The organism is Tardiphaga sp. 42S5 (assembly GCF_034044155.1).
Lineage (GTDB): Bacteria > Pseudomonadota > Alphaproteobacteria > Rhizobiales > Xanthobacteraceae > Tardiphaga > Tardiphaga robiniae.
Genome location: NZ_CP139027.1, coordinates 5,262,887 through 5,275,662, shown reverse-complemented (window position 1 = coordinate 5,275,662; position 12,776 = coordinate 5,262,887). Strand labels below are relative to the sequence as shown.

Here is a 12,776-nt window from a genome sequence, read left to right as displayed (position 1 = left end):
GCAAGGCCGTCGCACGTCACGCGAGCGTTAATTCGTCGTACGAATTTCGCTGGGCTGTAGACAGGAGAAGAATTTTTCGCTCAACTCCCGCCATCAAAAGAAGGCTGGCGCTCAAGTCCGGCCTCTTAGGGAGAGAACGATGACGCTCACGAGACGTGGATTCACGGCAGGATTGGCCGCTGGTCTGACCGCCCCCTACATTATTGGCAGCGCGCGCGCCCAGGGCGGCGGAACGATCAAGATCGGCATGTGCGCGCCGATTACGGGACCGGCTGCGGAAGCGGGCAAATATGCGACCGGCGGCGCCAAACTCGCAGTCGAGGCCATCAACAAGGCGGGCGGCATTCTCGGCAAGCAGATCGAACTGATCATCGAGGACGACCAGACCACCAATCCCGGCATCGTGCTGGCCTTCTCGAAGCTTGCTGCCAATCCCGACATCGTCGGTTTCCTCGGCTCGATCCGTTCGACTCAGGTGCATGCGATGGCGCCTGACGTGCTCAAGCTCGGCAAGCCCGTGATGTTCGGCGGCACCGATCCCAACCTCACCAAGCTCGGCAATCCCTGGCTGTTCCGTTTTCGTCCGAATGACAGCTATTCCGGCCGCGTCATCGCCGAATATGGCGTCAAGAATCTCGACAAGAAGAAGTGGGCCGTGCTGCATTCGACCGATGCGTTCGGCACCGCGGGCGGCAAGGCACTGACCGAAGCGCTCGGGCCGCTGGGTGCAACCGTCGCGCTCGATCAGGGCTACGCCAATCAGAGCCAGGATTTCACGCCTGTCGTATTGGCGATCAAGCAGTCGGGCGCCGACATTCTCGGCTCATACTTCACCTTCGAAAACGATCTCGGCATTTTTGCCCGTCAGCTGCGCCAACTCGGTGTCAACATTCCGTGGGTCGGCTCGCCCTCGATCGTCAACGTCACCGCATTGAAGCTCGCCGGTCCCGCGCTCTACGGCACCTATGGCGTCGCCGATTACGCGGAAGATTCCTCCGAGGCGTCGAAGGCCTTCGGCAAGGCCTATCGCGATGCCTACAAGGTTGCACCGGATAACCAGAGCTCCTGGCCATATGATGCGATCAACGTGCTGGCAACGGCGATCAAGAATGCCGGCTCGACCGATCCGCAGAAGATCCGCGAGGCGATCCTCACGGTCAAGAAATATCCGGGCGCGGAGGGCGAGTACAACTTCGACAAGAATGGCGACGGCCTGCACGGCTACAACATCGTGAAGAACGAGAAGGGCAACATCGTCTTCGACAAGCACATCGAATTCGATAACTGACGGTGATGGCCGTCTTCCGACGGCCTTCACCGTCATCCCGGGGCACGCGCATCTTCGCGCGTGAACCTCAGCCACTCCAATTGGAGTGGCGGGGGATCCCAGAATGTTCAGCGCCTGTTGCCACGCACACCATGTCGGGGTTCCGGGTCTGCGCCTGACGGCACATCCCGGAACGACGAGTTTGTCGCCATAAGCATTCACCTCCCACCGAGCGCGCCTGATGGATCTGGTACTGCAATTACTGTTTACGGGAATCGGCATCGGAGCCGTCTATGCGCTGGTGGCGCTGGGCTTCGTGCTGATCTTCCGCGCCACCAATGTCGTCAATTTCGCGCAGGGTGAGTTCTCGATGGTCGCCGCCTATCTGATGGTGGTCTGCGCCGTCGATCTGGAACTGCCCTATTGGCTGTCCTTCATCATTGCGCTCGCCGGCATGGCGATCATCGGCGTCATCTTCAATCTCGGCGTCTATTATCCGCTGCGCCACCGCACCTATCTGCCTGTGATCATCGCCACCATTGGCGCCTCGATCCTGATGGCCAACGGCGTGCTGGCGCTGTATGGCCCGCAGCCGCAGGTGCTGCCGGGCTGGTTCGATACGCCCGGCATCCAGCTCGGTCCGGTCTATCTCGACAGCCAGTATCTGCTGATCATCGTGGTCACCATCGCGCTGGTGATCTTCAATTACTGGTTCTTCGAACACACGATGATCGGCAAGAAGCTGCAGGCGACGTCGCAGGACAAGGAGATGGCCTCGCTGCTCGGCATTTCCGTCTCGACCATGATCATGGTCACCTTCATCTATTCGGCCGTGCTCGGCGGTCTCGCCGGGCTTCTGGTCGCGCCGATCCTGTTCGTCTCGATCCAGATGGGCTCCACCATCGCGCTGAAGGCGTTTGCGGCCACCATCATCGGCGGCTTCGGCGATGTCACCGGCGCCATCATCGGCGGCCTTGCGCTCGGCATCATCGAGACGTTCGGCGCTGCCTATATCTCCGTACCCTACAAGGACGGCTTCGCTTTCCTCGTGCTGGTGCTGTTCCTGGTGTTCCGTCCGCAGGGCATCTTCGGCGAACGTGTCGCGGAGAAAGCATGAGCACCTCCAGCGACAACATCCCGGCAGTGGTCATCACGCGTCCGAAGCCGCTGCTGCTGCGTCACGCGCCGTATTTCATCGGCGCCGCTATCGTGGTCTTCCTCGCCGCGTCGATGCAGTTCGATGGCTACATCCTCAACATCCTGATGCAGGCCACCACTTTCGCCATCGCCGTGTTCGGCCTGTCGGTGGTGCTCGGCCTGTGCGGCCAGATCAACCTGGCGCAGGCGGCATTCTTCGGCTTCGGCGCCTATGCGGTCGGCATCGGCACCACGGACTATCAGCTCAGCTACTGGCTGTGTCTGGTGGCCGGCTGCGTGATGGCGCTGGTCGCCGGCGCGGTGCTCGGCCTGTCGACGCTGCGGCTCGGCGGTCACTACCTCGCGATGGTGACGATCTCGTTCCAGCAGATCGTCACTTTGGTGATGATCAACGCGATCTGGCTCACCAAGGGACCGGACGGCGTGTCGAAGATCGGGCGCCCGTCGCTGTTCCTGTCGTCGCAATCCTATCTGGCCTTCTGCGTCGCGATGCTGGCGCTGGTGGGCTACATCGTCTGGCATCTGCCGGAGACGCGGCTCGGCCGCGCCATGCGGGCGGTGCGCGACAACGAACTCGCAGCCGGCGTCAACGGCATCGATGTGTTCCGCACCAAGGTCTATGCCTTCGCCATATCGGCCGTGCTTGGCGGCCTCGGCGGCGGCCTCTTTGCGGGCGGCTTCGCTTATATCAGCCCGGACCAGTTCTCCTTCGCCGAATCCATCGTGTTTCTCACGATGTCGCTGCTCGGCGGCGTGGCGTCGCCGATCGGTTCGGCCATCGGCACGGGTCTTCTGATCCTGATTCCGGAATGGCTGCGCTTCCTCAAGAGCGTGCCGGGCCTCTATCTCGCCATCTACGGCCTGTCGGTGATCCTGATCATCCGCTTCATGCCCGACGGCATCTGGGGCTTCGTCACCGCGGCCTATGATCGCATGCGCAGCAGCAAGAAGGTGGCCGTGACCAGCGTGCCGCTGCAGCTCAAGCCGGCCGCGACCGGTGGTGACATGGTGCTCGAAGTGACCGGCCTATCGAAACATTTCGGCGGGTTGAAAGCTGTCGATCAGGTCGACATATCCGTGCGTCGCGGCGGCGTGCATGCGCTGATCGGTCCCAACGGCTCCGGCAAGACCACGACGCTGAACGTGCTCTCGGGTCTCTACAACGCGACCTCCGGCAAGGTGGTGCTGGACGGCACCGACGTCACCACGATGCCGCCGCATCTGCGCGCAGCAGCGGGGCTCGGCCGCACCTTCCAGAACATCCGCCTGTTCCGCTCGATGACCGCACTGGAAAACGTCATCATCGGCGCCGAGCGTCCGGGCAATACGCTGACCGGCAAGGGCGATGAAGCCGCGCTGACCGAGCGGGCGCTGGCGGCGCTCACTTTCGTTGGCCTCGGCCCGCGCGCCATGGAGCTGATCTCCAGCTTCTCCTACGGCCATCAGCGCCTGATCGAGATCGCGCGCGCATTGGCGGCGAATCCGACGCTGCTGTTGCTGGACGAGCCCGCTGCCGGCCTCAATTCGACCGAGAAGCTCGAACTGCATGAACTGCTCAAGCGCATCGCCGCGCAGGGGCTGACCATCCTGATCATCGATCACGACATGACGCTGGTGTCGGAAGCAGCGCAGCACATCACCGTGCTGAATTTCGGACGGCGCATTGCCGATGGCGAGTCGATGGCGGTGCTGCGCCATCCCGATGTCGTCTCGGCCTATCTCGGAACAGACTGATGCCGCTGCTTGAAATCAACGATCTCAATGTCCGCTACGGCGAAATCGTCGCGCTCCGCGGTGTGTCGTTCAATGTCGAGGAAGGGCAGGTGGTGACGCTGCTCGGTGCCAATGGCGCCGGCAAGTCGACCACGCTGCGTGCGATCTCGGGTCTCGCCAAGCCGGCCTCGGGCGACATCCTGTTCGACGGCAAGTCGATCGCAGGTTTGGGCCCGGAAGCCATCGTGCGGATGGGCATCTCCCATGTGCCGGAGGGCAGGCGGGTGTTTCCCGGCCTGACGGTGAAAGAGAACATCATGCTCGGCGGCTCCAATCGCAAAGCGAGCAAGGCCGAGCTCTCGCGCGAAGCCGACGCGATGTTCGATCTGTTTCCCGACATACGGAAATTCTCTGGTGCGCTCGGCTGGACGCTGTCCGGTGGTCAGTTGCAGATGGTCGCGGTCGCCCGCGGCCTGATGGCCAAGCCGCGGTTGCTGCTGCTGGACGAGCCCTCCCTCGGCCTCGCGCCGGTCATCGTGCAGGCGGTGTTCCGCATCATTACGGAAATTCGGCTGTCCACCACGGTCTTGCTTGTGGAGCAAAATGCGCGCATGGGACTATCCGTCGCCGATCAGGGTTACGTGCTGGAAACCGGCCGTATCGTGCTTGGCGGCAAGCCGGAGGATCTCTGGGCCAACGAGGCCATCGCGGCCGCCTATCTCGGCGGTCATGGCAAACCTGCAGCGGGTCTTGCGGCCCATTGAGGGCTTGCACCGACGGCCTCGCTGCCCATCAACAAGGACGAATGTCCCGCCATGGTTACAGTTCAAGTCAATAAGCTCATCGATTTCGTTGCCGACGTGTTCGCCCATGCCGACTCTTCTCCGGAAGAAGCTCGGCGCATCGCGACCTATCTCACGACAGCGAACCTCACCGGCCATGACAGCCACGGCGTCATCCGCGTTCCGGTCTATATCCGCTGGCGCAATAACGGGATGATCACCCCGAACCAGACCATCGAAATCCCCGTCGATACGCCGTCGCTCGCCGTCGTCGATGGCCGCTTCGGCTATGGCCAGACGGTCGGCCCGCAGGCGGTCAAGCTCGGCATCGAGAAGTGCAAGGCGGCCGGTCTCTCCGCCATCGCCACCAAGAATTCCGGTCACATCGGCCGCATCGGCGACTGGGCCGAGATGGCCGCGGCCGAGGGCCTGGTCTCGATCCATTTTGTCACCGCGGCAGGCTCCGTGCTGGTCGCGCCCTATGGCGGCGTCGAGCGCCGTCTGTCCACCGCTCCCTATTGCGTCGGCATTCCGCGTCCCGGACAGATGCCGGTGGTGCTCGATTTCGCGACCTCGGTCGTCGCCGAAGGTAAGGTGCTGGTCGCCTCGCGCGGTGGCAAGAAGCTGCCGAAGGGCGCGCTGATCGCTCCCGATGGCACGCTGAGCGAAGATCCGGCACTGCTCTACGGCCCGCATGAGATGCAAGGTCCGCGCGATCACTCCAAGGGCACCGGCGCGATCCGCGCCTTCGGCGATCACAAGGGCTCCGGCCTCGCATTGATCTGCGAACTGCTCGGCGGAGCGCTCACCGGCAACGGTGCCACCAAGTATGATCGGCCTTTCGCCAATGGCATGTTCTCGATCTATATCGATCCGAAGGTCATCGACCCCGCGAACTTCTTCGACGGCGAAGTCGCGCGCTATGTCGACTTCTTCAAGAGCGCCAAGCCGGCCGCCGGCGTCGATGCCGTTCTGATCCCCGGCGACAACGAGGCCAAGACTCGTGCCGAGCGCACTGCGAATGGCGTGCCATTGCCGGATGAGACCTGGGCTGCCATCGTGCAGACCGCCCGCGACGTCGGCGTCAGCGAAGACGCCGTGAAGAAGGCGACGTCGTAGTCATGCGTCACGCAACACTCACCGTCGTCATGCCCGGGCTTGTCCCGGGCATCCACGTCTTTACTATCAATCACTGAAAAGGCGTGGATGGCCGGGACAAGCCCGGCCATGACGTCTCATGAAGAGCGGAGGAAATATCGATGGCAAACAAAGTCAAGGAAATCTGGAAGGCGGGCAAGGTCGCCGTCAACGGCTGGCTCGCGATTCCGTCGGGCTTCTCTGCCGAAGTGATGGCGCAGTGCGGTTTCGACAGCGTCACCGTCGATATCCAGCACGGCGTGCAGGACTACATGTCGATGGTGGAGTGCTTCCAGGCGATGGGTGCGCATCCGGTGACGCCGATGGTCCGCGTGCCATGGAACGAGCCCGGCATCATCGGCAAGGTGCTCGACGGCGGCGCTTACGGCGTGATCTGCCCGATGGTCAACACCAAGGAAGAAGCCGAGAATTTCGTGCAGTACTGCAAGTATCCGCCGCGCGGCACCCGCAGCAACGGTCCGATCCGCTCCGGCATGTATGGCGGCGCCGGCGACTACCAGAAGACGGCGAACGCCGACATCATCTGCCTGCCGATGCTGGAAACCAAGACCGCGGTCGATAACATGGAAGCCATTCTTGATGTCGAAGGCATCGACGGCGTCTATGTCGGCCCAAGCGATCTCGGCTTCTCCTATGGCCTCGTGCCGAAGCTCGATCGCGAGGAGCCGGAGATCCTCAAGATCTACGACAAGCTCATCAAGGAATGCGACAAGCGCGGCCTCAATCCCGGCATCCATTGCTCGGGCCCGGTCGGCGCCGCCAAGAACATCGGCATGGGCTTCAAGCTGGTGACACTGCTCAACGACAGCGGCATTCTCGCCACCGGCGCGAAGAGCTGGGTCAACGACACCCGCAAGGGCTCGGGCGGCAAGGCGTAACGCCACAGGCTCTCTTCCCTCTCCCCTTGTGGGAGAGGGTGGATCGCCGCGAAGCGGCGAGACGGGTGAGGGGTAGCCACAAGCTCCGAGCGCCCGGCCGGACCCCTCATCCGTCACGGCCTTCGGCCGTGCCACCTTCTCCCACAAGGGGAGAAGGAAGGATCACCCCACCACCGGCGCCGTGTCTGTCTTGATCTCGCTCTGCCGGCCGTCGATCACGTCGGCGAAGCGCGTGAGTTCGTGCATCAAGAGCTGCTGTCCTTCGAGTCCGAGCGGTGCCAGCAACTCCCGCTGCACGTCGAACACCCGCGGGATCGCTTCATTGATCACGGTCTCGCCCGCCGAGGTAAGCTGCACGCGCAGCGTCCTGCGATCGTTCGGCTCCGGCAGCCGCGCCAGGTAGTTCTGCGCTTCCAGCTTGTTGAGCCGGCTGGTCAGGCCGGCGCCTGATAGCAGCAGCGATTGGGCGATCTGCTTCGGCGACAGGCTGTAGGGCGCGCCGGCGCGGCGCAGCGCCGTCAGCACGTCATAGGTGCCGCGCGTCAGTTCGAAGGGCGCGAGCGCCTCGTCGATGAGGGCTGTGCATTGCATCTGAATCCGGCCGATCAGGCCGTAGATGTGCACCGGGCTGGGGTCGATATCCGGTCGCTCCGTCTGCCACTGCGCAAAAATGGCCTCGACCTGTTCGCGCATTGCCGCGCGCGCGCGTGTCGGGCGACGCGAGGGTGGTTTCGATCCAGATGTCTCGTCAGTCATGGCGTCACGGCGTCCAGTCGATCACACGTCGTTCGATAAACTCGATGCCGTGAAACAGCGCGATACTTAGCACGGTGAGCAGCGCGATGGCGGCGAAAGCGAGCGGCGTCTGCGACTGCGCGGTGGAGGTCAGGATCAGATAGCCGAGCCCGTCCTGCGCGGCGACGAATTCGCTGATCACCGCGCCGATCACGGCGAAGGTCACCGCCACCTTGCAGCCGGTGAAGAAGTGCGGAAGCGCCACGGGAACGCGCAGCCGGCGGAACACCATATGCGGCGAGGCGCCGAGCGAGCGCATCAGGTCGAGCATGGTCTTTGGCGCAGCCTCGAAGCCGGCAACCATGTTGACGAGGATCGGGAAGAAGCAGACCAGCACCACGACCAGGATCTTCGGCCATTCGGAGAGGCCGAACCACAGGATGATCAGCGGCGCCACAGCGACCTTCGGCACCGACTGCAGGCCGAGCAGGATCGGATAGATAATCCGGCGCGCCAGTGGATTGAGGCTGATCAGGATCGCCAGCGGCAGCGACAGCGCGATCGCCAGCACGAAGCCGAGCACGGTCTCGCGCAGTGTCACCAGGGCATTCGATGCCAGCTCCGGCGCCCACTTTACGGCTGAATGATAGATCTCCAAGGGCGCCGGCAGGATCCATGTCGGAATTTTCAGGGCGTCGCAGATGAGTTCCCAGCCGATCAATAGCGCCAGATAGATCAGTGGCGTGGCGGCGCGTTCGATGAAGCGCGGGAAGGACATGATCAGCCACCCATCCGGTTGAAGATGATGTCGCGGATCTGGTTCTTGATCTCCTGGAAGCGCGGCAGCTTCACGGTGTCGGCATCGCGCGGACGCGGCAGATCGATGGTGATGTCGGCACGGATGGTGCCGGGGCGTTCCGACATGATCAGCACGCGGTCACCAAGCAGGATCGCCTCCTCGATGTCATGGGTGATGAGCAGCGCGGCGCGGCCGAGCTCCTGCCAGAGGCGCGAGAGTTCGAGCGACAATTCCTCGCGGGTGAGCGCGTCGAGCGCGCCAAAGGGTTCGTCGAGGAGTAGCAGGCGCGGATCGGAGATCATGGCGCGGCAGAAGGCGGCGCGCTGCTTCATGCCGCCGGACAGTGCCTGCGGGCGCTGATGGGCGAAATCCTTCAGGCCGGTGAGTTCGAGCAGTTTCAGCGCGCGCTCGCGCGCGGCGGCTTTCGGCAGCGCCAGCACGTCGGCGGGAAGCAAGACGTTGTCGAGCACGCTGGTCCACGGAAACAGCACGTGCTCCTGAAACACGATGCCCACTTCATGCGATGGGCCCTCGAGCGGCGTGCCATAGCGCTGCATGGTACCGGTGTCCGGCATTTCCAGCCCTGCAACGAGGCGCAGCAGCGTGGACTTGCCGCAGCCTGACGGGCCGACCACCGAGACGAAACTGCCGGGATCGATGCGCAGATCGACCGGGCCGAGTGCATGGGTCGCCTTGCCGCCTTTGCCGGGATAGGTCTTGGTGACGCCCTTGAGGTCGATTGCAGGAACCGCCGCCGCGGCAGTCCGCGACGGCGCATCATTGTGTGCGGAAATCGCCGTCATCAGTCGATGAAGCCCGGCGCGAACAGGTCTTCCGGCTTCACGGGATTCTTCAGCGTGAAGTTGGCCGACATCACATCGACGGTGCTGGCGATGCTCTTCGGCTCGATATGGCCGAGCGCGCCCTTCACTTCGGCGAGCTCCTTCACCAGCCTGGTCTCGCCTTCGATCACGGCAGGCGCGAGCTCCTTCTGATACTTCGCCATGATGGTGGCGGCTTCCGCCGGATTAGCGAAGGCGTCCTTCATGCCCTTGATGGTGGCGCGGACGAAGGCCTTCACCTGATCCGGGCTCTTTGCGATCATCTCCTCGGAGGCGATCAGGCCGTTGCCGTAATAATCGAGATTGGAGTCGGCGTAGTTGATACGGGTGACTTCCTTCGGCGCCACGGCTGCCGCAATCAGCGGCTCGCCGACCGAGAACTGGCAGATCGCATCCGCGCGTCCGTTGGCGAGCAGCGACGGCAGCGCCGAGCCTTCGGCGACCACCCACTTCACCTTGCTGGCGTCGATGCCGGCGGCCTTGGCGAAAGCCGGGAACAGCAGGCGCACCGAGCTTGATGCGGTGTCGGCGACGGTCTTGCCTTCGAGATCCTTCGGCGAATTGATGCCGCTGCCCTTGATGGCGAAGATCGCCTGCGGCGGCTTCGCATAGACCACCGAGACCAGCTTCACCGGCACGCCGTCATTGCCTCGCGCCAGCACCAGCGAACCGGCATCGGCGAAGCCGAAGGTGGCGACGCCGGCAGCAACCTTCTTGATGGCGTCGGCCGAGCCCTGGCCGCGCACGAAGGTCACGTCGAAGCCCTCGGCCTTGTAGTAGCCCTTCTCGCGGGCGACGTAGAAATAAGCGTGGCGGCCGTTGAAGCCGAAATCGGTGATGAAATTGATCTCGGCAGCCTGCGCGCTGGAGACGCCGGCCGTGGCCAGGGTCGCAAGCAGGGCGGCGGTGAGGCGAGCGCGGAATTTCATGGTCTGACCTTCAGTGACGGGTGAGGAGGAGGCCGGCTTTCGGTGCGCAAGCGGCGCACCCAAATTCGTTCGCAGTCGAATAAATGCTAAGGGCGGCTTTGAGGAAGATCAACGGCGGCGCTGCCCAAAAACTCATCGCGAACAACGAAAAATCGCGCAAAATCCGCGCATTTCGCTCGTTTTCGAGGCGAATCACGCCGTTGCTTGACAGCTGAGATCAGCCCGTTCTATGCGAAATCATTAGCTATCGAATGATCTGCGGCCCGGACGCCGTGGCGCCGCTGGAACGAGGTGAGAGATGGATCGCGGAACACGGATCGCCGTTCTCGGCGCGGGTCTCGCCGGATTGACGGTGGCGGGGCTGCTGCAGCGCGCCGGCTTCCCGGTCGCGGTCTATGAGCAGTCGCCGCGTTTTTCGCGCATCGGCGCCGGCATCATTCTCGGCGCCAACGTTTCCAAGGTGCTGCGCCGGCTCGATCTCGAAGACGCCTTCGCCGCCACCGGCATTCGCCCCGATGCGTTTCTCAGCCGTGCATGGGATACGGGCGAACAGCTCTACAGGCTCGATTTCGACGCGGAATGCGAAGCGCGTTTTGGCGGCCCCTTTGTCAATATCCACCGCGCCGATCTGCATCAGTTGCTGCAGCGACCGCTCGCGCCCGGCACCATCCGTTTCGGCCACAAGCTCACCGGCATCGAGGAGCGCGGCGACGCGCTCACCTTGCGCTTCGAGAACGGCACAAGCGCGGAAGCCGATATCGCCATCGGCGCTGACGGCATTCGCTCCATCACCCGCGAACTCATCCTTGGCGCGGAAGAGCCACGCTTCATCGGGCGTTCTGCACCGCGCGCGGTGTTTCCGGCGAGCCGCATCACGGGTGACCCCATCGACGACTGCACCAAGTGGTGGGCGCCCGACCGGCATACGCTGGCTTACTACATGACGCCCGACCGCAACGAGGTCTATGTCATGGCGGCGCTGCCGATGGCGCGCTGGGACGGCGACGGTTCGCCGGTGAAGGGCGACCGCGACGAATTCATTGCCGCCTTCGACAGCGCGCATCCCGATCTCAGGCGCGCGGCGGAAGCGGCGGAAGATGTCACCGTGTGGCCGATCTTCGATCGGCCGCGCAACGACACCTGGCACAAGGGTCGCGTGGTGCTGATGGGCGATGCCTGCCATGCGGTGCGTCCGTTCATGGCGGCTGGTGGCTCGGCGGCCATCGAGGACGCCGCGATCCTCGGTCGCTGCATCGCCGAGTTCGGCGATCCCGCCACGGCTTTCGCGCATTACACGATGGTCCGCATCCCGCGTGTCGCCGACATCCAGCAGATTTCCATCGCCAATTCATGGATGCATGGCCCGACCGAGACCGACTGGTTCTTCGGCTATGATGCCTGCACCGTGCCGCTCGACCGAGCCATTCCGGAGGCCCTATGTCCGAATTTGCAGCGATGAAGCCCGGCGACATCCGACCGGAGCCGATGATCGAACGCGATCTCGTCGGTTACGGTGCCACGTCGCCCGATCCGCGCTGGCCGAACGGCGCGAAGATCGCGGTCAGCATCAGCCTGAATATCGAAGGTGGCGGCGAGTCCACGCTGGTGAATGGCGATGCAGTCTCCGAAGGCATGCTGAATGACATCGGCGTGCCGACGAAAGAGGGCGTGCGCGTTCCGCTGGTGGAGTCTGTGTTCGAATATGGCAGCCGTCGCGGTGCCTGGCGCATTCTCGATGTTCTCGATCGCTTCAAGGTGCCTGTCAGTATTCTCGGTGTTGCGAGGGCGCTGGAGCAGAATCCGGAGCTGGCGAAGGCCTGCGTTGCGCGTGGCCACGAGATGGTCAGCCACGGCTATCGCTGGATCGACTACTGCCATGTGGATGAAGCGACCGAGCGTGTGCATATCCGCAAGGCGATCGAGATACTCACCGAGCTGACCGGTAGCCGCCCGCTCGGCTGGATGACCGGACGTCCCGGTCCCAACACGCGGCGGCTGCTCGCGGAAGAGGGCGGCTTTCTCTACGACCGCGACTCGCTCGCGGATGAGTTGCCCTATTGGGTGAAGACCGAGCATGGCCCGTTTCTTGTCGTGCCTTACTCCTATGAATCCAACGACAATCGCTTCAACGAGAATTCCGGCTTTTCGACCGGAGAGCAGTTCTTCACTTACATGCGCGATGCCTTCGACGTGCTCTACGCGGAAGGCGTCGCCGGCGCGCCGAAACTGCTGTCCATCGGTTTGCATGACCGTTTGATCGGCCGTCCTGGCCGTGTTGGCGGGCTCATCAAGATGCTCGAACACATGAGCGCGCATGATGGCGTATGGTTCTGCCGCGGCATCGATGTCGCGCAGCATTGGCGAACGCATTTTCCGCCGAAGCCATGACGCGCCGCTGACGGCCGGGCAATATTCCGGCTGATGGCATGCACGCCGGAGGCGGCGTTGCTGCAAGTGTTCTCAGAACATCTGTGCGTGCCACTGCTGCTTTGCCTTCGCAGGCGAAGCCGGTCAT

Annotated in this window: 12 protein-coding genes; 8 read left to right on the top strand and 4 right to left on the bottom strand. The window is 63.4% G+C overall.

The annotated features are described in order from the left end of the window. The first annotated feature begins 139 nt into the window (after positions 1-139). The 6 genes from SFY93_RS24610 to SFY93_RS24585 all read left to right on the top strand — a co-directional run bounded on the left by SFY93_RS24610 (position 140) and on the right by SFY93_RS24585 (position 6,956). Positions 140-1,288, top strand: coding sequence for an ABC transporter substrate-binding protein (locus SFY93_RS24610; protein ID WP_089265093.1), 1,149 nt, complete (start codon positions 140-142; stop codon positions 1,286-1,288). A gap of 220 nt (positions 1,289-1,508) precedes the next feature. Beyond that, entirely contained in the window at positions 1,509-2,384 is an 876-nt protein-coding gene (locus tag SFY93_RS24605; protein ID WP_092146577.1) for a branched-chain amino acid ABC transporter permease, read from the top strand. After that, positions 2,381-4,159, top strand: a complete 1,779-nt coding sequence (locus SFY93_RS24600) for a branched-chain amino acid ABC transporter ATP-binding protein/permease (protein WP_320444950.1) — start codon at positions 2,381-2,383, stop codon at positions 4,157-4,159. Before SFY93_RS24605 ends, SFY93_RS24600 begins: the two co-directional genes overlap by 4 nt. Beyond that, entirely contained in the window at positions 4,159-4,902 is a 744-nt protein-coding gene (locus SFY93_RS24595; protein WP_089265090.1) for an ABC transporter ATP-binding protein, read from the top strand. Before SFY93_RS24600 ends, SFY93_RS24595 begins: the two co-directional genes overlap by 1 nt. Positions 4,903-4,953: 51 nt before the next feature. Beyond that, positions 4,954-6,039, top strand: coding sequence for a malate/lactate/ureidoglycolate dehydrogenase (locus SFY93_RS24590; RefSeq protein ID WP_089265089.1), 1,086 nt, complete (start codon positions 4,954-4,956; stop codon positions 6,037-6,039). A gap of 140 nt (positions 6,040-6,179) precedes the next feature. Beyond that, positions 6,180-6,956, top strand: a complete 777-nt coding sequence (locus tag SFY93_RS24585) for an HpcH/HpaI aldolase family protein (RefSeq protein ID WP_068735824.1) — start codon at positions 6,180-6,182, stop codon at positions 6,954-6,956. A gap of 162 nt (positions 6,957-7,118) precedes the next feature. Here the strand turns inward: SFY93_RS24585 and SFY93_RS24580 are convergent, their stop codons facing one another. Genes SFY93_RS24580 through SFY93_RS24565 form a run of 4 tightly spaced genes read right to left on the bottom strand, consistent with a single transcriptional unit; the run spans position 7,119 to position 10,261 of the window. Continuing rightward, positions 7,119-7,712, bottom strand: coding sequence for a MarR family winged helix-turn-helix transcriptional regulator (locus SFY93_RS24580; RefSeq protein WP_089265088.1), 594 nt, complete (start codon positions 7,710-7,712; stop codon positions 7,119-7,121). Between the two features lie 4 nt (positions 7,713-7,716). After that, on the bottom strand, positions 7,717-8,469 hold the full coding sequence (locus tag SFY93_RS24575; protein WP_089265087.1) for an ABC transporter permease: 753 nt from the start codon (positions 8,467-8,469) through the stop codon (positions 7,717-7,719). A gap of 2 nt (positions 8,470-8,471) precedes the next feature. Next, positions 8,472-9,293, bottom strand: coding sequence for an ABC transporter ATP-binding protein (locus SFY93_RS24570; RefSeq protein ID WP_320444949.1), 822 nt, complete (start codon positions 9,291-9,293; stop codon positions 8,472-8,474). Further along, positions 9,293-10,261: an ABC transporter substrate-binding protein gene (locus SFY93_RS24565; RefSeq protein WP_089265680.1), complete on the bottom strand. Its 969-nt coding sequence runs from the start codon at positions 10,259-10,261 to the stop codon at positions 9,293-9,295. Before SFY93_RS24565 ends, SFY93_RS24570 begins: the two co-directional genes overlap by 1 nt. A gap of 298 nt (positions 10,262-10,559) precedes the next feature. On the opposite strand from SFY93_RS24565, the gene SFY93_RS24560 reads away from it, so the two are divergent. Then, positions 10,560-11,720, top strand: coding sequence for an FAD-dependent oxidoreductase (locus tag SFY93_RS24560; protein ID WP_320444948.1), 1,161 nt, complete (start codon positions 10,560-10,562; stop codon positions 11,718-11,720). Then, the gene (locus tag SFY93_RS24555; protein WP_320444947.1) at positions 11,699-12,649 is read left to right on the top strand and encodes a polysaccharide deacetylase family protein; all 951 of its coding nucleotides are present in this window, start codon (positions 11,699-11,701) and stop codon (positions 12,647-12,649) included. Before SFY93_RS24560 ends, SFY93_RS24555 begins: the two co-directional genes overlap by 22 nt. Positions 12,650-12,776: the final 127 nt, after the last annotated feature.

What these genes read in the sequence shown, in the direction of transcription:
- SFY93_RS24610 (WP_089265093.1), top strand. Translation starts at nt 140, where the DNA reads ATGACGCTCACGAGACGTGGATTCACGGCAGGATTGGCCGCTGGTCTG.
- SFY93_RS24605 (WP_092146577.1), top strand. Translation starts at nt 1,509, where the DNA reads ATGGATCTGGTACTGCAATTACTGTTTACGGGAATCGGCATCGGAGCC.
- SFY93_RS24600 (WP_320444950.1), top strand. Translation starts at nt 2,381, where the DNA reads ATGAGCACCTCCAGCGACAACATCCCGGCAGTGGTCATCACGCGTCCG.
- SFY93_RS24595 (WP_089265090.1), top strand. Translation starts at nt 4,159, where the DNA reads ATGCCGCTGCTTGAAATCAACGATCTCAATGTCCGCTACGGCGAAATC.
- SFY93_RS24590 (WP_089265089.1), top strand. Translation starts at nt 4,954, where the DNA reads ATGGTTACAGTTCAAGTCAATAAGCTCATCGATTTCGTTGCCGACGTG.
- SFY93_RS24585 (WP_068735824.1), top strand. Translation starts at nt 6,180, where the DNA reads ATGGCAAACAAAGTCAAGGAAATCTGGAAGGCGGGCAAGGTCGCCGTC.
- SFY93_RS24580 (WP_089265088.1), bottom strand. Translation starts at nt 7,712, where the DNA reads ATGACTGACGAGACATCTGGATCGAAACCACCCTCGCGTCGCCCGACA.
- SFY93_RS24575 (WP_089265087.1), bottom strand. Translation starts at nt 8,469, where the DNA reads ATGTCCTTCCCGCGCTTCATCGAACGCGCCGCCACGCCACTGATCTAT.
- SFY93_RS24570 (WP_320444949.1), bottom strand. Translation starts at nt 9,293, where the DNA reads ATGACGGCGATTTCCGCACACAATGATGCGCCGTCGCGGACTGCCGCG.
- SFY93_RS24565 (WP_089265680.1), bottom strand. Translation starts at nt 10,261, where the DNA reads ATGAAATTCCGCGCTCGCCTCACCGCCGCCCTGCTTGCGACCCTGGCC.
- SFY93_RS24560 (WP_320444948.1), top strand. Translation starts at nt 10,560, where the DNA reads ATGGATCGCGGAACACGGATCGCCGTTCTCGGCGCGGGTCTCGCCGGA.
- SFY93_RS24555 (WP_320444947.1), top strand. Translation starts at nt 11,699, where the DNA reads ATGTCCGAATTTGCAGCGATGAAGCCCGGCGACATCCGACCGGAGCCG.